Here is a 22,574-nt window from a genome sequence, read left to right on the forward strand (position 1 = left end):
CAAAGTGGCTTTTTAGGAGAAACAGATGGCAATTCGTCGAATGATCGCATGCGTGGTTTTACTCGTAACCACTTTGATGCTGACAGGCTGTGACGGTCTAAGCATAAGTGAAGCTGAGTTAAATCAAGCGGTCGCGAAGCAGTTAGAACAAAGTAAACAAAATCATATTCAATTAACGCTAGAAGGTGGTAACACCTTGGATATGAATTTATTGGTAAAAACAGCCCATATTGATTTAACCGATCGTGATGGTGGTTTGGCTTTGGTGGACCTTAATACAGATTTACAGGGCACCTTAAGCGCATTTGGACAGTCTTTTTCATTTAGTACACAAGTGAACCCATCGTTCGAGTCAGGTGTGCGATTAGAAGAAAACCGTGTTTATTTAGTGGCGCCCAAAATCACTAAAATAGACGTTGAGGGCTCTAGCTTTAGTGACAAAATGCTGCGTTCGACATTGGGGTCTTTGCATGACGATTTCGAGAAAGCCTTAGCAAACTACTTCGATTCGCACCCTGTTTATGTGCTAGATCATTCGACAACAGAAAAAGCGACAGCGTCGATGATTAAAGACATCTCAATCAAAGAAGATGCGATAGAGTTCGCCATTTTCTAGGGACTCTCTATAATATCGCGCAAAATGCGCGGTTGCGCCGCTTAACTAAACCGCTGAGCCAAGTCGCTAAGTCAACACTTAACGACCTTGCTGAGTTGAAATAACAGAGGAAATATCATGTCCATTGCTGACAACCAAGTCGTTCAATTTAACTACACGCTTCGCCATGGTGAAGAGTTGATCGAAACTTCCGCGGGTAAAGACCCTATTTCTTACCTACACGGCCACGGCAATGTGATTCCTGGTCTTGAAAAGGCCATGGAAGGAAAAGAAGTCGGTGCTGAATTTGAAGTGACAGTACCAAGCGCAGAAGCGTACGGCGATCGTCATGAAGACCGTACTCAAGAAGTGCCTGTGAAACACCTTCAAGGTGGAAAACGTTGGAAACCAGGCATGATTGCTATGGTTCAAACAGATCAAGGTATGCGCCAAGTCAGCATTATTAAAGCGGGTTTAAAGCGCGCTCTTGTGGACTTGAACCACCCTCTATCTGGTAAAGACCTGACGTTTAACATTGAAATCGTAGACGTACGTGATGCGACAGACGATGAGATTGCCCATGGCCATGCTCACGGCGTAGGCGGTCACCACCACTAAGCATTATTCGTCTGATAAAGCCCCTGTTGCCTTTGGCAATAGGGGCTTTTTTGTGGCTCATGAGCTAGGTCATCAATCGAGTTGTTTTTAATGGGAATCGTTATCAATAACTTGACAGGAAAAGAATGTCGTCTCATTATTGATAATAGTTATCATTTCAATAGGCAGGACGACATCATGAGCCATTATCTAGTTCCCTTCTCGGTAATAGAGCAAGCCATTCAAGGCGGTCAGTGTGCGGATTCACCAGAAGTACTCTACCATTATCTCAATACGAGTGAAGAATACGCTGAGCGGCTAAATATTAATGATGCCGTGATCTTGCATCAGCGTGTTTTCAATGTTTTATTGGATACTGTGTGCGATTCACACATTGCACTGAATTGGCGACAAGTCTGCTTAGATATGGTCTATCGGCCATTAGCGAATCTAAAACGACTGATTGTGACTTATCAAGACGCCAAAGCGTATTTCAAAATGGAACATGACTTACGAACGTTGAGTCATTATTTTTTGTGCTCGTTGGAACAAGAAGGAAGTCGTTAGATCATGAAAATGCGAATTGAAAAAGACAGCATGGGCGAATTAAATGTCCCTGAAAAGGCCCTATACGGCGCACAGACACAGCGTGCAATCAATAATTTCCCTGTCAGTGGTGAAGCATTGCCAGAGGCGTTTATTCGCTCTCTTATCTTAATTAAATCCGCTGCGGCTCGCGCCAATCAAACCTTAGAATGCATCACACCGGCTCAGTCAAACGCCATTCAAAATGCTTGTGAAGAGTTGCTAAATGACCCTGATTTAATGACGCATTTCCCTGTGGACGTCTACCAAACAGGGTCTGGCACTAGCTCTAATATGAATGCCAATGAAGTGATTGCTACCATAGCGAATCGCTACAGTGAGACAAAAATCAGCCCCAATGATCATGTGAACTTTGGTCAAAGTAGCAATGACGTTATTCCAAGTGCGATCCATGTAAGTGCGAGTTTGGAGCTGACTGGGCATCTCATTCCTGCCATTGCGCACTTAAAATCGACGATTAAAGAAAAAGGCAATGCCTTAAAAGGGTATACCAAGACAGGGCGAACCCATTTGATGGATGCCATGCCGGTGCGTTTCGATCAAACCTTCCATGCTTGGGCGGCTCAACTTAAAGATAATCTCGATAATTTAAAATATTTAGAAACCAAGATTACTCGCTTAGCACAAGGCGGTACGGCGGTAGGCACTGGCATCAATGCGCACCCTGAATTCGCCGCCTTATTTGCGAAAGAATTGTCTGATTTAACCAATGTTACTTTTACTCCTGGCGACAATTTCTTTGCATTAATTGGCTCTCAAGATACTGCCGTCGCACTATCAGGGCAGCTAAAAGCGGTGGCGGTTAGCTATATGAAAATCGCGAATGATTTACGTTGGATGAATTCAGGACCATTGGCAGGATTAGGTGAAATTACGCTAGAAGCGCTGCAACCTGGCTCATCCATTATGCCAGGTAAAGTTAACCCAGTGATTCCGGAAGCGGTTGCCATGGTTTCTGCGCAAGTTATTGGTAACGATGCTGCCATTACCATTGGTGGGCAGGCGGGCAACTTTGAGCTTAATGTCATGCTGCCGATGATTGCAAAAAATCTATTAAGCAGCATTAAATTGCTAGCCAACAGCGGTCGCTTATTAGCGGACAGCGCCATCGCGACCTTGACGGTTAATGAAGACAAACTCAATGAAGCCTTGCATCGTAACCCGATTTTGGTCACCGCATTGAACCCGATTATTGGCTATTCAAAAGCCGCAGAAATCGCCAAAAAAGCCTATAAAGAAGGCCGACCTGTGGTTGATGTAGCAGAAGAAGAAACGGATTTAAACCGCGATGAGCTTTTATCATTATTGGATCCAGCAAAATTAACTCATGGTGGTTTGTAGTGTTTTTCTGATTTCTTTTCCCTGAATCAGAAGAGAAAAAAACCAGCGTGTGAGGAACGCCTCACTACGCTGGTTTTTTTTGTCAGCCAGTGATTATCGCGTGACTATTTTGCTCATCTGTTCAACCTGTCTTTGCCCAATGCCATCGCTTCTAGCTACTGTGTATAAGTGCCCATATCTTATTCTCCTAACGTCTTTGTTTGACTCACTACTAGGAATACTTGCCTATTAAACAAGAAGATGATTATCTTGAGTTTCTTGATCTGAACAAGATCTTAAGCCAGTGATTGGTCTGCTCGATAGAAGCCGTTGTTTATTTGGAGAAAACTATGAATTCGGAGTTGTTCCTTCGGCCCGCGACCATGGCTGATGCAGATTGTTTATTAGAATGGCGCAATGATCTAGCAACGCGTAAGGCATCCCTGTCTGCTGGTCGAGTGGAAGTAGCAGATCATTTAAAGTGGCTGCGAAATACTATCCATAATGATCAAAGGCGTTTACAAATTGCAGAATTAAACCATCGCGCGGTCGGTACAATAAGAGCCGATTTAGACCCTGAAGGGTGGCTTTTATCGTGGACGGTTTCCCCTAAAGCACGAGGCAAGGGGGTTGCCCAGAAAATGTTGGATTGTTTTATTCTTGAATTGGATGGGACGCTTTTAGCCCAGATAAAAGCGACCAACATAGCTTCACAAAAAGTCGCAGAGCGAGCGGGGTTTACCCTTGAAGAAGCCCGCGCTGGTATTTTGTATTATCGAAAAGCGCTTGGTTAAGGCGCTGTTTGATGTCTAGTTTTCATCAAAGCGAATTCGAACTTTAGGCTCGTTAGCCTGTTTTCTAGTGGGCTCGCGTAATGGATCAACCAACTTTTCTAAGCCATTAATCTTGATTTCTAAGGCAAGCTGTAGCCATTGCCCTAGGTTGCCATTCGGCCAACCTTCATGAGCGAACCACAATAAATAGGCTTCTGGTAAGTCGATCAAAATACGACCTTGGTATTTTCCAAACGGCATGGTTTGGCGGGCGACTTGAACAAGGTCTTGTTGAGAAAACATAAAGAGACTCATTTATTAGTACAATTTAGCGTATTTAATCATAGCTTGGGCGTGCTCGCTAATCGCTAAAAAGGCGGTTGTTGACTGAAGCGCTGAATCAAATAGTCACACACTTTTTGCAATTTAGGCGACGGCTGCCGCACTTTTGGATACACCAACCAAACACCGCTGTATGGGTATTGGTATTGTGGCAATAGAGCAATGAGCTCACCGGATGCCAGTTCATCGGCAACGTAATAATCGGGGAGTTGAGCAATGCCTAAGCCTTTTTTGACCGCGTCTAACAATGCCGGCCCCGAGTTACTGCGCCAATGGCTCGATACTTTCACTTCTTTGCGCTGACCATCTTGTTGAAATAACCAATGAGTTTTTGAACCGATGAGGCAGTGGTGCTTATTAAGTTCAGCTAACGTATGAGGGATACCGTGGCGATCTACGTAGTCGCGGGAGGCGCATAAATATTCTACTCGGTCGCATAAGCGGCGAGACAGGTGGCTAGAGTCTTTTAATGAGCCCATACGGATGGCAAGGTCATAGCCTTCTTCGATAAGATCGACAGGGCGATTACTGAGGTGAAAATCCAACTCTATTTTTGGGTGTTCGATTAAAAAATCGTTTATCACAGGCGCAATAAAACGCTCTCCAAATGTCGTTGCACAGGTTATTTTAAAAGGGCCTACTAGCGCGTTATTAAGGCTAGAGATGACTTCCTCTGCACTGCTCAGTGCTTCGGGTAGACCACGACAATGGTGATAATACAATTCCCCCGCTTCACTTAAACGAATGCGTCTTGTGGTGCGAAACAGCAAGGTTGTTCCCAGCTCACTTTCGAGTTGAGTGATGAGGCGACTAATATGAGAAGCAGAGACTTTCAGCTGTAGAGCAGCGGCCGAAAAACTGCCTTGCCTCACGACTTCGATAAAGGCTTCCATTGCTTCCCAATTCTTCATAGTGTGTTCATCTGCTGGTAAAGAGGCGTGTATTTTAGCGCAGATTTTGGAATATCGACAAGGATTGTTGCTGTATAGCAACAATCCTTTTCTGAAATAGCTATTATCGTCCTAATCATTTGCGACTACACTACAAGCAGTTAAGTAATTCGTACCTTATTGAAAGCACATATTGGAGAAGACAATGAAATGTAAAGCAGCTGTTGCTTGGGGCCCAGGCCAACCACTTAAGATTGAAGAAGTCGATGTTCAAGACCCACAAGCGGGTGAAGTTCTTGTGCGTATGGTGGCAACGGGTGTTTGTCATACGGACGCTTTCACTCTGTCTGGTGAAGACCCAGAGGGTGTGTTTCCTGCCATCCTAGGCCATGAAGGTGCAGGTGTAGTAGAAGCGGTAGGTGAAGGCGTGACCACGCTAAAACCTGGCGATCACGTTATTCCACTATACACAGCAGAGTGTGGCGAATGTAAATTCTGTAAGTCTGGCAAAACCAACCTTTGTAGCGCCGTTCGCGAAACACAAGGTAAGGGCTTAATGCCAGATGGTACTAGTCGTTTTAGCATTAATGGTGAGCCAATTTTCCATTACATGGGAACCTCTACTTTCTCTGAATACAGTGTCGTTCCTGAAATTTCTCTGGCGAAAATCCACGTAGACGCGCCATTGGAAAAAGTGTGCTTGCTAGGTTGTGGTATTACCACGGGTATTGGCGCGGTATTGAATACGGCAAAAGTAGAAAAAGGTGCCACAGTCGCGGTCTTTGGTTTGGGCGGCATTGGTCTGTCGGTTATCCAAGGTGCGCGCATGGCCGGTGCTTCTCGCATTATCGCGATCGATTTTAATGAGTCTAAGTTCGAGATGGCGGAGCAATTTGGTGCTACAGACTTTATTAACCCGAAAAAATTCTCTGATCCGATTCAGCAAGTGATCGTAGAAATGACGGATGGCGGTGTAGATTACTCTTTTGAATGTATTGGTAATGTTCAAGTAATGCGCCAAGCACTTGAGTGCTGCCATAAAGGATGGGGCGAATCCATTGTCATTGGTGTGGCGGGTGCAGGCCAAGAAATCTCAACGCGTCCATTCCAATTGGTAACAGGTCGAGTCTGGAAAGGGTCTGCTTTTGGTGGTGTAAAAGGTCGCAGCCAATTACCTGGTTACGTAGAAGATTACATGAATGGCAAGATCGAAATCGACCCATTTGTCACGCACACAATGCCACTTGAAGACATCAATAAAGCCTTTGATCTAATGCATGCAGGCGAGAGTATTCGTACTGTTATCCTTTTTGATAAGTAAGTTTTTTGATTCGTTTGCACGGTGTTTGCCGTGCAAACTCAAAGGAAGCTAACGATGGAATTATTATCCAATACAAAAAGCTTTGGTGGCTGGCTGAAACGCTATCGTCATGAAAGTTTGTCTGTTCGTGGTGAAATGACGTTTGCAATCTATTTGCCGCCGCAAGCTGAGACGCAAAAAGTGCCTGTTTTATACTGGTTGTCAGGTTTAACCTGCACGGATGAAAACTTTATGCAGAAGGCGGGAGCGTTCCGAAAAGCCGCAGAGCTAGGTTTGGCCATTGTTTGTCCAGATACCAGCCCGCGCGGAACGGACTATCCTGGAGAGCATGAAAGTTACGACTTTGGCTCAGGCGCAGGTTTTTATGTAAACGCCGAGGTTGCACCTTATTCCAATACGTACCATATGTACGATTATGTGGTGCAAGAGTTGCCTCATTTGGTCGAAACGCACTTTCCTGTGACGGATCAACGTTCTATTTCTGGCCACTCTATGGGTGGGCACGGCGCCTTGATTTGTGCGCTTAAAAACCCAGGTAAATACCAATCTGTTTCTGCTTTTGCTCCCATTACCAACCCAACTCAATGCCCTTGGGGCGAGAAAGCGTTCGCTGGTTACTTGGGAGAAGATCGCAAAGCATGGAAAGAGTGGGATGCCACTTGTCTAATCGAGAAAGCAGAAGAGCGTTTACCGCTGTTTATCGATCAGGGCGAAGCGGATAATTTCTTGGTGGAACAGCTTAAACCAGAGGCGCTCGAAGTTGCATGTGAAAGCGCAGGACACCCAATTACCTTGCGTCGTCAGCCTGGTTACGACCATAGCTACTTCTTCATTGCCAGCTTCATTGATGAGCATCTAGAGTTTCACTCTAAAGCATTGAGCTAGTCTCTAGTGAAAGGCGCTGCCGCGCAGTAGAAATGCATTGAAAAGCGAGCGACTGCTCGCTTTTGTTGTTTTTATCGATGTGCTATTTCGCCGTCAATAAGCAACGACAAGTCGATATTTAAAAAGCGGCTATTTGGAGTGGGCAGCGCAAGCGAGGTTTGGTTTATGTTTGTTTGTGATCTACCCTTTTGAAAGTAGGTGAAGCATTATTTTATTATCTAAACCGCATTTTCTGACTATTGCGTTTATGGCTATCACTGTTTTCAGTGAGGCCAGTTGTGAACGATTAACAAAAAAGAGGTCTATATGGATGTGCCTAAAAAACCTTTAAATGAAGCTGAGAGGCTGCATGCTTTAAGGGCGTTAAAAATTCTGGATACGTCTCAGGATGAGAGGTTTGATCGTATTACGCGTATGGCAGCACGCATATTTAGAGTGCCGATTACATTGGTTAGTTTTGTTGATGAGTCACGCCAATGGTTTAAATCTAGCCAAGGGCTAACGATCCAAGAAACACCAAGAGATGTTTCTTTTTGCGCCCATGTTATCAATCAAGATGATATTTTCGTTGTGGCTGACACCTTAAAGGATAGTCGTTTTTTTGATAATCCCTTGGTGCTCAATGACCCCTATATACGCTTTTATGCAGGCTATCCTCTGGCGTTACGGCCAGGGATTAATCTAGGGACTTTGTGCCTGATGGATTCCAAACCACGTGAGTTAAGTCGGGAAGACATGAGCCTTTTGCAGGATTTTGGCGCCATGATCGAGCAAGAAATAAAATCCATTCAATGGGCTACATTTGATGATCTCACCATGATTTCGAGTCGACGTGGTTTTCTGATGTTGGCAGAGCATGCGTTGAAAGTGTGTGTGCGTAAGAAATTATCGGCCACACTTATCTTATTTGACCTAGACAAATTTAAGCTAATCAACGATCTGCATGGGCATTATGAAGGCGACTTTGCGCTGGTTCGGTTTGCAGAGACGTTGCAGCAAACTTTTCGAGAAAGCGACATTACTGGGCGTTTCGGCGGTGACGAGTTCATTGTAATGCTTTCAGGCACGAACCTTGAAGATGTTCACTCGCTGCTGGTGCGTTTTGACAAGGCAGTTGCGGAGATGAATGCTCGCATCAATAAGCCTTATCAGGTCGAATTCAGTGCTGGCATGACGTTTTTTCCTAGTGAGAGTATAAAGTCCATTGATGAAATGATCGAAGAAGCGGACGCTGCCATGTACGCAGAGAAGAACAAGAAGAAGTCTCGAATGATTGGCTCTGAATAAAAACCAGCGGCTCATATCGTCAGTCAGCATGCAGACAAATAAAAAGGAGAACCTAGGTTCTCCTTTTTATTTGTCTGCTGTTGGACGGCTTAGTTAAACGAAGCCCAGATAATGGCGACAACTAACACAGGGCATACGAAGCGCACATACCAAGGCCAAATTTTTCCAAACAAGGAGTTGCGGAATTCCGCAAAACCGCTTTCCAGCTCTTTGAATTTTGCATTGCGGTTCCAAACCCAGCCGCCAAATAAGCAAAACATTAATGCCGCGAAGGGTTGCAAGTATTGTGTCGACAAGGTCGCGACTAAACCAAACATGGCACCGAAGTGATACACAATCACGCCGCTAAACAGAGCAATGATGCTGCCTAGCACCCAGCTTGTTGGCGTACGTTTGGTGTTGAATCGTTCTGACACTAACGCAACAGGGCACTCTAACATTGAGATAGAAGAGGTGAGTGCGGCTATGGTTAATAGTAAGAAAAAGACCACGGCAAACAGTTGTCCGAATAAGCCAAGACTATTAAACATGAGTGGAAGGACAGTAAACACAAGAGTGTCTGAGCTTAATAGTGAACCATTGTCGGCGTAAATCTGTACGCCATTGTGCATAGCAACAAACATAGCAGGAAGCACGACTAAACCAGCAACAAAAGCCACTGCGGTGTCGATGCAAGTGACGCTGAATGCCATTTTCGGCAGATTTTCTTTTTTGCTTAAGTAGGATCCGTAGATCAACATAGAGCAACCGCCGATGGTCAGCGAGAAAAAGCCTTGTCCCATGGCCGCTAGAATGAGTTTGCGATCCCAAATTCGATCGAAGTCAGGGATTAGGTAGTGTTTTAACCCTTCCATTGCGCCTTGTTGCATCATGATATAAATAAAGAGCACTGCAAACAGTAGGAATAGCGCAGGCATAAGACGGGTAGACCACTTTTCAATACCGCGTTTAACGCCCCCTTGAACGATTAAAATAGTAAGTACATAGAAGACAATAGTGCCAAATAGGTTACGCTCAATACTGAAGCCTTTTAACCAGTTTGCTTGTTCTGTTAGGCCTAATAGGCCAGCGATGGCGGCCAGCATAAAGCAAATAATCCAACCACCGACTATGCTATAAAACGCGAGTACCGCGCTGGGAACGCTGAGTCCAAGCCAACCAACCAAAGCGCCAACGCGTTTTGCGCTAGGGTTTTGATTAAGCGAGCGCATACTGTCGACAGGGTTGGCTTGCCCATAACGTCCAATGGCCATTTCGACGACTAACATAGGAAAAGCAACGACGAAAATTAATACCAAATAGACAAGTAGAAAAGCGCCACCACCATTACTTGCCGCTTGAGTGGGAAAGCCCCAAATATTACCTAGGCCGACCGCCGCGCCTGCGGCGGCTAATACAAAGCCAAGGCGAGAGCCGAAGGTTTCTCGGGTATTTTCGTTTTTAGCACTTTCGTTCATTACAACCACTTTAGATAGACAAAAAATTGCCAGTAACCTAAGTGAAAACCAGTAAAATAACAAGGCTATTTGAAGTGCAATCGAAGAAGATGGCATATTAAGTGCCGAGGCTTAGGCGACTGGTGCAGACGGTTTGTTAGCATTTATTTACTTTTAAAAAAGGGTCCGACATGCAGTATTCGATTTTAATTACAGGGTGTTCAAGCGGGATAGGTTTGGAAGCCGCGAAAATGTTGCAACAACGAGATTTTCTGGTCGTCGCGAGTTGCCGTCGAGAAGAGGATATTGAAAAGGTGAAAGCGGCGGGTATTCGCCATGTGGTGCAGTTGGATCTGGCTGATTCAGCGTCCATTGAAAAAGGCTTGCAAGACACGTTAGCTCTAACGGGCGGTCATTTATACGCGCTGTTTAATAATGGGGCGTATGGGCAACCTGGTGCTGTTGAGGATTTATCCGTTGATGTATTGAAAGCGCAATTTAATACCAATTTTTTCGGCACTCATGAACTGACCTGTAAAGTATTAAAGCTGATGTTGGCTCAAGGCTATGGTCGAATTGTTAATAATAGTTCGGTCTTAGGTTTGGTCGCTATGCCATTTCGTGGTGCTTACAACGCCAGTAAGTTTGCCCTAGAAGGGTTAACGGATACCTTGCGTTTAGAATTGAGAGGGACGCCGATTAAGATCAGTTTGATTGAGCCTGGCCCCATTGAAAGTCGTTTTAGAGCCAATGCATTGATCGCATTAAGAGATAATGTGGATAGTTCACAAAGTCGACATAAACAAGGTTATGAAGAGGCAATTGAGCGTTTATCCAAAGAAGGGCCAACCTCGTCTCAAACATTGCCAGCCAGTGCAGTGGTTAAAAAACTGCTGCATGCATTGGAGTCACAGCGGCCTAAAGCGCGTTATTACGTAACCACACCGACGTACATTGCAGGCATATTGAAACGTCTTCTACCAACCTGCTTACTGGATTTATTGATGAGTAAACAAAGTAACTAGGGCGTTATGACTTCTGTGTGTTTGTTTGCCTATTTAGCCAGTGATCTATGCTGGCTAAATAGGCTTCTCTTGCAGGTAATTGAGAGAGAAATAAGTCATGAAAGCCATTAGGGATGGAGGCTGTTGATAGTTGCCCAAAGGCTTTGGCTGCGGCTTCTTGCATGCTCTTCACATTCAGCACACCATCGCCTCGCTGCATATCTGAAACCGTTTTTTTATCCACTGTGCTGAATTCTGAATGACATAGCAGCGTCGGAATCTCAATGCGTTTCGTGCTGAGTTTGCGCTGTGCTAAGACAATTTGTTTAAGCCAATGAAATGATAAGGGATAGCCCGCAGCCGGTTTCCAATCCAGACGGTAATCCCACTCCCCGCCAAAGACTGTGTGCAATGTTTTACTGTAAAGAGTGGCTTTTTTGGTGTGTAAAGAAGCAAAAGGAAACAGAGTAACCAGTGCATAAATAGGGCAACTTATCCACTGCAGCGTTTTAGGAGAAAAAGGCAAGGCTAAAAACGGGCTGTTTAAAATAACGCCACACACCTCTGGAAAGGCCGTTTGGTAAATTTGTGCTCGTTCTTCTGAACGATAAGGCTGAGCTAAATAGGTTGCGGTAATAAGCCCACCGGTTGAGTGCGCCAGCAAAGTCACCTTATCGACCCCATCTGCCTTCATAGTGGCTAAGGCGATGTCTAAGTCTTGTCCGTACTGTTCAATCGAGTCACACCAGTTTGGGGGCGTATTCGGACGAATTGAACGGCCATAACCTTGTAAGTCCAGCGCATAAAATCGATGGCCCTGAGTAATAAAGTGCTCAGCTAAATCGGTTTGGAAAAAATAATCTGTGTAGCCGTGAATGTATAAAATAGCGTGCGTGGCGTGCTGTGCGCCGAGGTGATTGATTAAGGTGGTATGGGCTTCTCTTTTGGCACCTTGGAAAGAAAAGGTACGGGCGCGGTAACTCGCTCCCAATAGGTCTTCGTGGTCGTTAATTTGCTTCCAGTGTTGCCCTATTGGTGCGCTCATAATGTTCTTCTTTTAATCGTTGAGTCGTGTTTTAGCCAAACAGATTATCGCCTAATTGATCGATTGTCAGCTTGGTTTTACGCATTGTTATTTCAATGCATTCATCGCGGTTAGGAATCAGATCCGAGCGGATGAATTGATGGACTTTTTGCGCATCGCCTTCGCCTTTGGTGATGGTAGCCGCAACGCGATATTGGCCACCTTCCGCCATTGGTGCAGGAATGATTTCAAAGCCTTTGTATTCGACGGCTTTTTCTGCCGCTTCAGGGGCACTTTCGCCACCAGAAAATAGACCTTTCAGCCCGGATAAAATACCCATGATGTTCTCCTGTTATATGATCTATTTAGTGTGATCTCGTCTATTTTTCGGTGATTTTCATTATTAGTCAAATGTTCTGAGCGGTTTTTTGGGTATTTCTCCCATTAAAATCATTTGTAGATGCTCGTAAGATAGCGTGCTAGATGAGGTATAATTGCACAACGATTTTTTGAGAGTGAACAAGCAATGACAGCACAAGTGAATAACCCATTACATGGTGTTAAATTAGAAAAAATAGTTTCCGATTTGGTTGAGCATTTTGGTTGGGAAGAGTTGTCGATTAGGATCAATATCAATTGCTTTAAAAGTGATCCATCGGTGAAGTCGAGCTTAAAGTTTTTGCGTAAAACCCCTTGGGCAAGAGACAAGGTAGAGGCGCTTTATCTAGAAACGTTTTGTTAGTTTGCAAAACGGACTTGTTGGCTAAACACAGACGGCATTGCGGCCTGCGTTTTTAGCCTGATAGAGTTTGATGTCGGCAAGGCGTAAGGCGTCATTCATTCGCCCTCCTGGCGAGGAGCGCGCCACGCCAATACTAACGGTAAGGCGCAAACGCAAGTCGTGATTATGGAAAATATAGTGTTCGATGGCGTGGCGTATTTCTTCTGCTTTATGTTGTGCTTCTTGATGACTTTGCTTGTCGAGTACAATAACAAACTCTTCACCCCCAAGGCGATAAACCGCATTGCTATCCACATGGTTTTGTAGGCATTCAGCCACTTCAACCAGAACGTAATCTCCAATACCGTGGCCAAATTGGTCGTTGACCCGTTTAAAAAAGTCTATATCTACCAATAATACATTAGCCTGAGCTGAGTGTTGTTCTAATTTATCAAAGCACTTTTCTAAAGCATGGCGATTCTTTACGCCAGTCAAGGCATCATTGAGCGCCATTTGATGTAACTGGTTTTTATCTTGATAGTGCTGTTTTTCATATAAATGACATAAAGACCAGATGAAAAAGTGAGCGAGGCTATAGTTTGTCATTGCCCGATAAGAGATGAAAAAATCGGATGGTAAATGATAAAAGATGACATAAAGGCTTGGAAATAAAGCCACTAACGTGAAATAGAAACCTTGCTTTGAGCCAAACATAATATAATAAATAATTGGTAGGGTAAGTCCCCAAAGAATAGAAAAGCCTCTGATGTCCGCATGATAAGCGGCAAAGTAAATCAGAAAAGTGGTTAAGCCTGCGAGTGTATAATATTGGACGGTTTTTACTCGGCCTGATGAGGCAGCCCAAAAACAATAAAAACTGTAAAGTGAAATGCCAATTTCAATAAAGCCTATGATGGGGGTGTTCAAATAAAAAATATTGATGGGGCTGTAGAGCACCATTAATATTCCCAAGAGGAGACTGAGGGTTTTCTGCAGAGAAAGGCGTAACGAAGTTGTTTTTTTAGTAAAAATCATAAATCACATCGCAGTCCATTGTCGATAAACTCAAAAGAGAGGCCAGTACCACTGAGAAAGTTATAGTGGATTTGGCCATTTGACTCTTTTTAATTGAGTAGTAAGTCGTCCTTGATCGGGTAAAACCTTGTCGCTGCATTCACTAGAGAATTTGCTGTTAGCATGGGTACTCCATAAACTTCGACTTGGGTATGGTATTTATCGTCAAGCTTTTGTGCGAGTAAATCAAAGTCACCATCGCCGGATGCTAATACTAAAATGTCACTGTCTGGCCCATATTCCATCGCATCTAAGGTGATGCCTACGTCCCAATCTCCCTTACTAGAGCCGTCAGCACGCTGAATATAGGGCTTTAATTTCACTTCAAAGCCAATGGCTCGGAGAATGTTTTGAAACTGACGTTGTTTTTCATCGCCTCGGTCGACGGCATACGCAATGGCCTTAACCACGTTTCTACCTTGTGTGATTTTTTTCCAGAAGACGTTGTAATCAAAGCGACGGCCATACGCCTGCCGGGTTGTGTAATAAATATTTTGGACATCTACTAAAATGGTGACGTTTTCCATTTACCGCTCGATTTTTTTAAGGATCTCCAAAGATAAAGTAGTTTAAACAAACGGACAAGAAAATACGTTACGCAGTCTAATTTACGTCAATTATTTTTGTATTTGTCTTATTACCTTGCGGCAAGATTCATCTCAGATTCTCGATAAAGTGATTTGTTTTGAAACAATGTCATTAGCGTGGCAAGTTTAATCGCTTGTTTGGGCATCATTGAAAAAGAAAGGCGTTGAGGCTTGGTGAGAAAATCTTGGATTTGTGTCGCTATATGTTCCGCTTGTATTGACTCGTAAGGTGCCAATCCCGTGTTATTAATGAGTGTTTTAAGAAACGCTAACGTGTCTTTATTGTTTCGTGTATTTTGCGCATTGGGCCAAATATGTCGAGTCAGTCCATTATCTTGAAAGCGAAAAGCAAGGTTATGCAGCGCAATACTGTCACCATATAAAATAGGCATGGCATCAAGTTGCCCTAATGCCATAGATGCAAGGAAATCAGAGCGCAGTTCATTTAGGGAGAAATTAGCATCTAAAATGTCCATATTACTGGTTAACAAGAGTTTGCCTACTTGAGAAATATCCAGCGTGAGGCTGGAGTTGATATTGTTTCCTTTGGGCGTGGATAAAAAACGCCCGTGTCCTGCTAGCTGTTTTATTCCCGCAATGGCCATAAGGCGCCGAGTGTCTCTAGCGAGCGGTTGCGAGAGGCTGTCAAACTGAAACTCAATGTCTAATTTTGGGTAAATAGCGGGAAGGGAATTGAATTTGATTTGTGAGAACCTGAGCCAAGGGGCATTTTTATTGCCTATAGAGACGGAGTGCAGAGTGGGGGTTAGCGTCAAAGGGTCAAAACTGATTTTTTGATAATGGATGAGCGGTGTTAAGCCTGACTCTTGTATCTGATCATCGATCATCTGTATGGCGTAGCGAGTACCAAAGTATTTGAGCGCCAAAAAAACGGCACCGACCAACAATAAGCCAATAATGGCCGTGATCATCATGAAGCGCTGTTTTTTCTGGTTCGGCAGAGCTGTAGAATGCATGTAACCCTCTATATAATGAGCTTCAATATCCGCAAAGTAACCGCGAAACCTCTGCTTTAAGAGCGAATGAATGACGTTCGCTTATGTGTACGAGCATGGAATCTTATAAGAAATCTCTTTAGATAGACAAAACCTTTCTATTTACGTTCCTCTCTCTCTTGGCGTCTTGATGTTCACTCTGTGGGGTGGTCGTTTTATCCTCAAATCGGCTAACGAGCCATCTATCTATTTTGTAGATGGATGGTAACTACAATCTATCTGAATAAAGGTTGATAATAGCCTGAAATATTCCGTTCTAAGGAAAAGAAATGCGCACGACATTTGATAGGCTCAGACATACCATTGGCTTTGAAGTATTTGGTTTGATCATTTTGACTTTAGGTATCAGTCAGCTGATGAGTATGGATATGAAGAAAATAGGCGTGTTGGCGATTGCGTTCTCGCTCATTGCCATGGGGTGGAATTATTATTACAACATTCTGTTTGATCGGTTTATGCTCAAAAAAACAGGACGTGTTCATAAAACAACGCTGGTTCGTGTACTTCATGCGCTGATATTTGAGTTGGGTTTACTGACGATCAGTTTGCCGATTATGGCATGGTGGCTAAACATTAGTCTTATTAGCGCCTTTGCACTCGATATGGGGATAGTCGTTTTCTACTTGGTTTACGCCTTTGTTTATAACCTAGTTTACGATTATGTGTTTCCTATACCAGCGGCAAAAGCCTAATAAAGTGGACCATGGCCGCGCTGATGCCATCGACTTAAGTGCGGTCGTTTTATGTGTTGATGCAAGCCCAAATCACTTTCACTGTCGGTAAACAAAGAGAGGGTAAGATCAAATTTATGCAAATCTGAGGAATTTAGTCCCTTAAAGTTTCGCAGGCTTCCTAGGCAAACTGATATCTTTATAATAAGCGCGTACCATAGAGAAAATTATTTGCATAAACGGGAGTCAACTATCTCATCTTTGATACCAAGGGAACAAGATCTGTGGTTTTTACCTCTGGGAGGAACAGGGGAAATTGGCATGAATATGAACCTTTATGGTCATAACGGCCAATGGCTAATGGTAGATTGTGGGGTGTCATTTAATGAGCCACTTAAGCCAGATGATCTTCACACTGCAGAAGTGGTGTCGGCCGATCCAAGTTTTATCTCAGCACAAAAAGAACGCCTCGCGGGCATTGTCATTACTCATGCTCATGAGGACCACGTGGGGGCATTGCCGTTTTTATGGCGCCGTTTCCAATGTCCTGTTTACACCACTGCCTTTACCGCCGAAGTGCTACGTCGCAAGCTCGTCCAAGTCGGATTGGCCGATGAGGTGCCGGTGATTGTCGTTAATGAAAATGAAACACAACAGATTGGTGTTTTTTCGGTGTCTTGGCTGGCGTTAACTCATTCTGTCCCAGAGCCGTTTGCGATGACGATTAATACCCCAGCAGGGAGTGTCTTTCATACTGGTGATTGGAAAATTGATAAACAGCCGATTATTGGTGAAGGGTTTTCCCCCTCGCGTTTTCAAGCGCTGGCGAAAACGGGTGTGAAAGCGATGGTGTGTGACTCGACTAACGCATTGCGAGATGGGCATTCGTTGTCAGAAAGTGAGTGTTACGAGGGGCTGTTACAAGCCATAGCGCCTGAAAAAGGTCGTGTTGTCGTTGGTTGTTTTAGCAGTAATGTGGCAAGACTCGTCGCCTTAGGGCGAGTCGCAAAAGAGACAGGGCGTTATTTAGCCTTGATAGGTCGCTCGCTGATTAATATGGTGGGGGCCGCCAAAGCCACTGGCTATTGGCCGGATGATGTGCCCGTCATTGACTCGGCTCACTTAGGCTATTTGCCAAGAGAAGAGGTGTTGGCGGTTGTCACGGGTAGCCAAGGTGAACCGAGAGCGACGCTTAATCGATTGGCCGCTGATAATTGTTTTGATCTCAGTTTGGACGCGGATGATCTGGTGATTTTTAGTGCCATGATGATCCCTGGAAATGAAGCGGCGATTATGCGATTGGTTGAGCAGTTTAAAGGGCGAAAAATCCGCACCTTACAGCAGCAAGATACGGCGCTTACTATTCATGTGAGTGGGCATCCCTGCAAAGACGAACTGAGCCAGTTGTACACTTGGGTGCAACCTGAAATAGCGGTGCCTTGCCATGGTGAAGCCGCGCATTTAGAGGCCAATGGGCAAGTGGCGAAAGCCAGTCAGGTACCTCGCCAATTGATTGGCCGCAATGGCGATTTGTATCAATTGGCACCACAAATCTGTGTTCGCCGTCAGTTAGTAAAAACCTCTCGCATTGCGTTGGCTCGTTAGAAGTATGCGCCGCGTTTCGGCGTAGACACGCTAATCAGTCAAGGGTGCAAAGACGGTTTTTGCCTGCTTGCCGGGGATTTCTTTGGCAAGCCTTGGCACTAGGTAGCCAGGCAATTCAGCCGCTACTTTTCCCATTAGACGTTGTGCTTGCTCAATACTGATATCAAAGTGAGCGGCCCCGTCTACTGGGTCTAAGGTGAACATGTAATAAGGCAATAAGCCGGCTTTAAACACGGCTTCACTGAGATTGACTTGCGCGTCTACTGTGTCGTTTATCCCTTTTAATAATACGCCTTGATTCAACAAGGTAACGCCCGCTTGCTTTAATTGTGTGGCGGCGTGTATTACCTGTTCGTCCACTTCGTTAGCGTGGTTAATATGCCACACCATAACGATGTCCAGACGACTTTTTTTGATCCAATGCAGCATCTCATCACATACTCGTTGCGGAATCACCACAGGCAAGCGTGAGTGAATTCGCAATCGTTTGATCTGAGGTAAGGACTCAAGCTTAGCCACCTTATCGGCGAGTAACGAATCCTTCATCATCAAAGGGTCTCCACCACTTAGAATGACTTCGTTTACCTCGGGGTGAGCGATTAAATAGTCGATGACGGATTGCCATTCTGACTGAGCTAATTGGTTTTCACCGTAAGGGAAATGGCGACGAAAACAATAACGGCAATTTACGGCGCAGCTGCCAGCCGCAATCACCAATAGACGGCGTTTGTATTTATGAACAATGGCTTTTTGCGGAGTGTGATCCGCTTCTTCTAATGGGTCTGCCGTGTAACCAGGGACGACTTGCATTTCTGCGGCGCTGGGCAGAATCTGCAGTAAAAGAGGGTCCTTTGGATTACCGCTTTCTATGCGTGATAAATACGGACGTGGCACCAATAACTTAAAGGCCGTTTGAGCGTCACCGCCGTCTTTTACCATACTGGTTGGCAGATTTAGGTGCTGGATAAGTTCAGGTAAGCTCGTTAACGCCTTAGAAAGGTGTTGCGACCAAGTGAAAGTACTGTCTGTTTGAATCGGGATCACGTCAAATATCTGCAAAATAGAGTTAATTTGGGTTATGATTAGCGCCAACTTATTTCAGGCCGAATAGGCCTTAGGCTCTTTGAGATCTTCGCAAACGTTCTTTTATTGTTAAAAAGATGTTTGCTGAGATCGTCAGGCTGACATGATACGTCAGTTGGGGCCTTTTCTCTAAAAAATACACGGTGAGGATGTATGGCTAATATTTCTACTAGCGAAATGCGCAGTGGTACCAAGGTAATGGTTGATGGTGATCCATGTGCGATTTTGGATAACGAACACGTTAAACCAGGTAAAGGCCAAGCGTTTAACCGCCTAAAGTTGCGTAACCTTCGTTCCGGTCGTGTTTGGGAGCGTACCTTTAAGTCTGGTGATACGCTAGAAGGCGCTGATGTCATGGAAACTGACATGGAGTACTTGTACACCGACGGCGAATTCTGGCACTTCATGATGACTGACGGTTCTTTCGAGCAGCACGCTGCAGACGAAGCGGCGGTAGGCGACACAATGAAGTGGCTTAAAGAGCAAGAGAAGTACGTTATTACTCTATACAACGGCGCACCTCTTGCCGTTACACCTCCTAACTTCATTGAGTTGGAAGTGAAGGAAACAGATCCAGGTGTTAAGGGAGACACGGCGAACGGTGGTTCTAAGCCAGCTTTCTTAGTAACAGGTGCTATGGTTCGCGTTCCTCTATTTATCAATATTGGCGAAGTATTGCGTGTTGATACGCGTACTGGCGAATATGTATCACGTGCCACAGGCAAATAATCCTTTAAACTAAGGTGATTATTTCTCTTAAAAAGCCTTCAATGTTTGCGCATTGAGGGCTTTTTTGACTCTATTCCTCCCCCTTTTAATAAGACGTCTTTTAATTGAGTGACGTTTTGTTTTTCTTGTGTATTGATAACCATTATCGAATAACTAAATTCAATGTGCTTTTTCTATCACAATAAGGATCATCTATGACTCTGTGCCTGTTTTATATCAGGAATGTCGTAAAATAAGGCTTTAAATTCTTGTTTTATAAGGCAAAAATAAATTTATAAGCGGTGTTTTTTTAAAGATACTGACGTTATTGTGCGTTATCTGTATTTTTAACGACTTTTCGCTGTGATTTCTCTTCTCTTTTTCGGCATTAGAAGAAATCTTCATAATCCTGTTTTCTTGCGCTCATCTTCCTCTGTTCAGATACATAAAAAATGAACTTCTCTGTTTATAGTACCGCCGCATAAAAAAAACGCAGAGGACCGCTTTCATGAAAAGGACAATATTAGCTTTTGCTATACCGGCAGTGACCAGTATGGTGGCGCCAGCATACGCAGCGAATGTTTATAACACTGGTGGACAAACACTGGATGTTTATGGACGTGTGGAAATTGATGCCACCAATGCTGGTGGTAACAATTCAGATTCAGATAAGTACACGACAGATACGCAAGGTGATATGACATCCTCTGCGCGTTTGGGATTAAAAGGTTCGACTCAGATCAACGAAGACGTTTCCATATTTGGTAAAGCTGAGTGGCAAGTGGCGGGCGAAACCAGTGATGGTAACAAGTTCAAAACACGCTATATGTACCTTGGCGCAGATTTTGGGGAAGACGGTAGCGTCTCTTTTGGCCAGCAGTACACGCCTGTATATACCAGCCTAGTTAGTACGATCGATATTTTTGACCAATGGGGAATGGAAGCTCAAGGTGGTCTGTATGGGGAATCTCGACAATCTGGCCTTGCGATTTATTCCAATCACTATGGTCCTGTTACGGTTCAAGCCAGTTATCAGTTTCATAATGAAGATGGTACAGATGTCACCGGTACCAATGTGGGCGAAACCGAGAACGATGTACAGAATAACGCCTACTCAGCCGCGGCGGTTTACGATACAGGGATTGGACTAAATCTGCGCGCTGCATTTGCTAATCAAACCTTTGAAAATGACGCCAAAATTAATACCTATGGGGCAGGGGCGGATTACGCTGTTGGAAACCTCTACATGGCGTTTGTGTATTTGGGCGCTCGTGCAGATAACGGGGCCTCATCGAACTCTGAAACCAACATAGACTCATACGACTTAGTTGGTGCGTATAATATTAATCAATACCGCTTGTACACAGGCTATGGAGTGCAACGTCGTTCAGGTAGTGCACTGACAGACGCCTATGAAGCTGTCAGCTCCTACAAGCTAGGCGTTGAATACAACATTACTTCGAATGCCTTAACCTGGGTAGAGTATCGTCACAACAATGGCGACCTAGATACTAACTATGCGTCTTCAAGTGATTTCAACTATGACGATGCATCACAGCATCTTGGTACAAACGAGATCGCCGTTAGTGCTCAATATAACTTTTAAGCTCCCTTACCTTAGTTGAGGTTAACATTCCTTATTAAGTGAGGCTTAAAGCAAAAAAGACGAGATGTTTTTCATCTCGTCTTTTTTTTGTCTCTTTATGACAAGCTCACGATGCGGTACCTATCGTGAGTTATTGTTTAGACAGTATTTTATCAACAGAGTAAGAACCTGCGCCGCTGATCATCAAAGAAACAGCCACCACGAATAAAGTCAGAGCATATTCATAGCCATTGTTTGCCATGAACAAACCGTTGGAAATGTGCACAGAGAAAATAGCCACTAACATAGTGAAGGCAACCACAGCAGAGGCTGGGCGAATTAATAGGCCCAGTAACAGAGCCAAGCCGCCAAAAAATTCACTAGAACCAGACAGCAGTGCCATCAAATAGCCAGGGTTAAGGCCGATCGAGGCCATCCATTGACCGGTTCCTTCTAAACCATAGCCACCAAACATGCCGAACAATTTCTGTGAACCGTGGGCCATCAAAACAAGACCAACTGGAACACGTAATGCTGTACTAGCAATACCGGAAGTAGTGTGAGTAATTTTCTGAACGAATGTAGACATATTGACCTCAAGAAATAGACTGTTTGAATTGCCGCCTACTATAGTCAAACAGAACGGATAATAATAACGAATATTTTTAACGTAAAGATTCAGATTTTTTGAACTAGATTAAATATGCTTTTTTAAATAAAAATGCCAATTTTAGTGTAGAGAAAACCATCCTATTAAGCTGTATAAGCTAAAACCATTGCGCTGTGAATTAGCTGAATTGCTTTATGCCAAAGGCATATTTCCTATTTTGACCATCTTAAAAAATAAAGTTGTTCCGAGGGTACTTCTCTCTTTGTTTAGGTATGAACCCAGCTGAAAAGGAGACTGCTCGCGATCGGTCTATTTGTATTTCAATTGTAATTAAATGTCATAAAATGTGATCTATAATAGAAAAAGAGACAGATGTTTACCCTCTGCATCTGATTTTTCTAAAGGGGGAATTTCCTTGGAGATCACTATGAGACGATATTTGGTAGCAATGAGTGTGATGGTTTGCGCGTTATTATCCAGTATGAATGTACAGGCTAGTAATCCAGGACAGAGTGCAGAAAGGTGCTTGGACGCTTCTACTAATTCAAAGAGCTCGCACAATCTTATTTTCAAAAACCGATGTAGTTATCAAATTTTTGTCGTCTGGTGCGGAGACTTGAAATACAGTAAAAAAGATTGTGGTGATGGCCCTAACAATACCTATTACACACAGTCTGCTAACATCAAAGCGTACGGTGAAAAAGAAGTGACGCTAGAAAGAGGCGGCTCCTATGAATATGCGTCTTGTAAAGGAAAAATTGGTTTTGGTTCAAAAGGAATAGAGCACTCTGCATACGATAATGGCCGATACCGCTGCACTCGATAGCAGGTTCT

Annotated in this window: 25 protein-coding genes; 15 read left to right on the forward strand and 10 right to left on the reverse strand. The window is 44.1% G+C overall.

The genetic code is table 11. The annotated features are described in order from the left end of the window. Nucleotides 1–25: 25 nt before the first annotated feature. The 5 genes from ACIGBN_RS00725 to ACIGBN_RS00745 all read left to right on the forward strand — a co-directional run bounded on the left by ACIGBN_RS00725 (nucleotide 26) and on the right by ACIGBN_RS00745 (nucleotide 3,912). A complete protein-coding gene (locus ACIGBN_RS00725) occupies nucleotides 26–616 on the forward strand; it encodes a DUF1439 domain-containing protein (protein ID WP_133001942.1) in 591 nt (196 codons plus the stop codon). A gap of 117 nt (nucleotides 617–733) precedes the next feature. Continuing rightward, nucleotides 734–1,213 (forward strand): peptidylprolyl isomerase, encoded by a 480-nt coding sequence (locus ACIGBN_RS00730; protein ID WP_133001941.1) that lies wholly within the window; start codon nucleotides 734–736, stop codon nucleotides 1,211–1,213. A 177-nt stretch (nucleotides 1,214–1,390) separates the two neighbouring features. Further along, complete coding sequence (locus tag ACIGBN_RS00735) at nucleotides 1,391–1,759, forward strand: hypothetical protein (RefSeq protein ID WP_133001940.1); 369 nt, start codon at nucleotides 1,391–1,393, stop codon at nucleotides 1,757–1,759. A gap of 3 nt (nucleotides 1,760–1,762) precedes the next feature. Further along, nucleotides 1,763–3,139, forward strand: a complete 1,377-nt coding sequence (locus ACIGBN_RS00740) for a class II fumarate hydratase (protein ID WP_133001939.1) — start codon at nucleotides 1,763–1,765, stop codon at nucleotides 3,137–3,139. A gap of 329 nt (nucleotides 3,140–3,468) precedes the next feature. Then, nucleotides 3,469–3,912, forward strand: a complete 444-nt coding sequence (locus ACIGBN_RS00745; protein ID WP_133001938.1) for a GNAT family N-acetyltransferase — start codon at nucleotides 3,469–3,471, stop codon at nucleotides 3,910–3,912. Between the two features lie 15 nt (nucleotides 3,913–3,927). Here the strand turns inward: ACIGBN_RS00745 and ACIGBN_RS00750 are convergent, their stop codons facing one another. After that, entirely contained in the window at nucleotides 3,928–4,194 is a 267-nt protein-coding gene (locus tag ACIGBN_RS00750) for a DUF3820 family protein (RefSeq protein ID WP_133001937.1), read from the reverse strand. A 65-nt stretch (nucleotides 4,195–4,259) separates the two neighbouring features. Next, on the reverse strand, nucleotides 4,260–5,144 hold the full coding sequence (locus ACIGBN_RS00755) for a LysR family transcriptional regulator (RefSeq protein WP_133001936.1): 885 nt from the start codon (nucleotides 5,142–5,144) through the stop codon (nucleotides 4,260–4,262). A gap of 184 nt (nucleotides 5,145–5,328) precedes the next feature. Between ACIGBN_RS00755 and ACIGBN_RS00760 the strand changes: the two genes are divergently transcribed. The 3 genes from ACIGBN_RS00760 to ACIGBN_RS00770 all read left to right on the forward strand — a co-directional run bounded on the left by ACIGBN_RS00760 (nucleotide 5,329) and on the right by ACIGBN_RS00770 (nucleotide 8,616). Next, nucleotides 5,329–6,444, forward strand: a complete 1,116-nt coding sequence (locus ACIGBN_RS00760) for an S-(hydroxymethyl)glutathione dehydrogenase/class III alcohol dehydrogenase (RefSeq protein WP_133001935.1) — start codon at nucleotides 5,329–5,331, stop codon at nucleotides 6,442–6,444. A gap of 54 nt (nucleotides 6,445–6,498) precedes the next feature. After that, entirely contained in the window at nucleotides 6,499–7,329 is an 831-nt protein-coding gene (gene fghA, locus ACIGBN_RS00765; protein WP_133001934.1) for an S-formylglutathione hydrolase, read from the forward strand. Between the two features lie 306 nt (nucleotides 7,330–7,635). Then, nucleotides 7,636–8,616, forward strand: a complete 981-nt coding sequence (locus tag ACIGBN_RS00770; RefSeq protein ID WP_133001933.1) for a sensor domain-containing diguanylate cyclase — start codon at nucleotides 7,636–7,638, stop codon at nucleotides 8,614–8,616. Nucleotides 8,617–8,705: 89 nt separating this feature from the next. Here ACIGBN_RS00770 and ACIGBN_RS00775 read toward each other — a convergent pair whose 3' ends face one another. Beyond that, entirely contained in the window at nucleotides 8,706–10,073 is a 1,368-nt protein-coding gene (locus tag ACIGBN_RS00775) for a sodium-dependent transporter (protein ID WP_133001932.1), read from the reverse strand. 170 nt (nucleotides 10,074–10,243) lie between these two features. Here ACIGBN_RS00775 and ACIGBN_RS00780 point away from each other — a divergent pair, with 170 nt between their 5' ends. Then, nucleotides 10,244–11,077 (forward strand): SDR family NAD(P)-dependent oxidoreductase, encoded by an 834-nt coding sequence (locus ACIGBN_RS00780; RefSeq protein ID WP_133001931.1) that lies wholly within the window; start codon nucleotides 10,244–10,246, stop codon nucleotides 11,075–11,077. Nucleotides 11,078–11,081: 4 nt separating this feature from the next. On the opposite strand, the gene ACIGBN_RS00785 is transcribed toward ACIGBN_RS00780, so the two are convergent. Together ACIGBN_RS00785 and ACIGBN_RS00790 are read right to left on the reverse strand one after the other, a co-directional pair. Beyond that, nucleotides 11,082–12,101: an alpha/beta hydrolase gene (locus ACIGBN_RS00785; protein ID WP_396663104.1), complete on the reverse strand. Its 1,020-nt coding sequence runs from the start codon at nucleotides 12,099–12,101 to the stop codon at nucleotides 11,082–11,084. Nucleotides 12,102–12,132: 31 nt separating this feature from the next. After that, complete coding sequence (locus tag ACIGBN_RS00790) at nucleotides 12,133–12,420, reverse strand: HlyU family transcriptional regulator (RefSeq protein WP_396663106.1); 288 nt, start codon at nucleotides 12,418–12,420, stop codon at nucleotides 12,133–12,135. Between the two features lie 186 nt (nucleotides 12,421–12,606). Here ACIGBN_RS00790 and ACIGBN_RS00795 point away from each other — a divergent pair, with 186 nt between their 5' ends. Beyond that, entirely contained in the window at nucleotides 12,607–12,822 is a 216-nt protein-coding gene (locus ACIGBN_RS00795) for a VF530 family DNA-binding protein (RefSeq protein ID WP_133001928.1), read from the forward strand. A gap of 21 nt (nucleotides 12,823–12,843) precedes the next feature. On the opposite strand, the gene ACIGBN_RS00800 is transcribed toward ACIGBN_RS00795, so the two are convergent. From ACIGBN_RS00800 to ACIGBN_RS00810, 3 genes are all read right to left on the reverse strand, one after another. Next, nucleotides 12,844–13,836, reverse strand: a complete 993-nt coding sequence (locus tag ACIGBN_RS00800; protein ID WP_396663108.1) for a GGDEF domain-containing protein — start codon at nucleotides 13,834–13,836, stop codon at nucleotides 12,844–12,846. Nucleotides 13,837–13,925: 89 nt separating this feature from the next. Beyond that, nucleotides 13,926–14,402: an NYN domain-containing protein gene (locus ACIGBN_RS00805; RefSeq protein ID WP_133001926.1), complete on the reverse strand. Its 477-nt coding sequence runs from the start codon at nucleotides 14,400–14,402 to the stop codon at nucleotides 13,926–13,928. 110 nt (nucleotides 14,403–14,512) lie between these two features. Continuing rightward, nucleotides 14,513–15,439 carry a hypothetical protein gene (locus ACIGBN_RS00810; RefSeq protein WP_396663110.1) on the reverse strand — a complete coding sequence of 309 codons (927 nt, stop codon included), beginning with the start codon at nucleotides 15,437–15,439 and terminating at the stop codon, nucleotides 14,513–14,515. 308 nt (nucleotides 15,440–15,747) lie between these two features. On the opposite strand from ACIGBN_RS00810, the gene ACIGBN_RS00815 reads away from it, so the two are divergent. Together ACIGBN_RS00815 and ACIGBN_RS00820 are read left to right on the forward strand one after the other, a co-directional pair. Further along, on the forward strand, nucleotides 15,748–16,170 hold the full coding sequence (locus ACIGBN_RS00815; RefSeq protein ID WP_133001924.1) for a PACE efflux transporter: 423 nt from the start codon (nucleotides 15,748–15,750) through the stop codon (nucleotides 16,168–16,170). A gap of 300 nt (nucleotides 16,171–16,470) precedes the next feature. Beyond that, the gene (locus tag ACIGBN_RS00820) at nucleotides 16,471–17,754 is read left to right on the forward strand and encodes a ribonuclease J (protein WP_341562250.1); all 1,284 of its coding nucleotides are present in this window, start codon (nucleotides 16,471–16,473) and stop codon (nucleotides 17,752–17,754) included. A gap of 30 nt (nucleotides 17,755–17,784) precedes the next feature. Here ACIGBN_RS00820 and epmB read toward each other — a convergent pair whose 3' ends face one another. Then, nucleotides 17,785–18,798, reverse strand: coding sequence for an EF-P beta-lysylation protein EpmB (gene epmB / locus ACIGBN_RS00825; RefSeq protein WP_396663585.1), 1,014 nt, complete (start codon nucleotides 18,796–18,798; stop codon nucleotides 17,785–17,787). Nucleotides 18,799–18,990: 192 nt separating this feature from the next. Between epmB and efp the strand changes: the two genes are divergently transcribed. Further along, nucleotides 18,991–19,566, forward strand: a complete 576-nt coding sequence (efp, locus tag ACIGBN_RS00830; protein ID WP_133001923.1) for an elongation factor P — start codon at nucleotides 18,991–18,993, stop codon at nucleotides 19,564–19,566. A gap of 487 nt (nucleotides 19,567–20,053) precedes the next feature. Next, nucleotides 20,054–21,151, forward strand: coding sequence for a porin (locus ACIGBN_RS00835; RefSeq protein ID WP_133001922.1), 1,098 nt, complete (start codon nucleotides 20,054–20,056; stop codon nucleotides 21,149–21,151). A 130-nt stretch (nucleotides 21,152–21,281) separates the two neighbouring features. Here ACIGBN_RS00835 and ACIGBN_RS00840 read toward each other — a convergent pair whose 3' ends face one another. Next, the gene (locus ACIGBN_RS00840; RefSeq protein WP_396663114.1) at nucleotides 21,282–21,719 is read right to left on the reverse strand and encodes a DoxX family protein; all 438 of its coding nucleotides are present in this window, start codon (nucleotides 21,717–21,719) and stop codon (nucleotides 21,282–21,284) included. 637 nt (nucleotides 21,720–22,356) lie between these two features. Here ACIGBN_RS00840 and ACIGBN_RS00845 point away from each other — a divergent pair. Continuing rightward, on the forward strand, nucleotides 22,357–22,566 hold the full coding sequence (locus ACIGBN_RS00845; protein WP_396663116.1) for a hypothetical protein: 210 nt from the start codon (nucleotides 22,357–22,359) through the stop codon (nucleotides 22,564–22,566). Nucleotides 22,567–22,574: the final 8 nt, after the last annotated feature.

Source organism: Marinomonas sp. NPDC078689, from assembly GCF_044542435.1.
In the GTDB taxonomy this organism is placed as follows: domain Bacteria; phylum Pseudomonadota; class Gammaproteobacteria; order Pseudomonadales; family Marinomonadaceae; genus Marinomonas; species Marinomonas arenicola.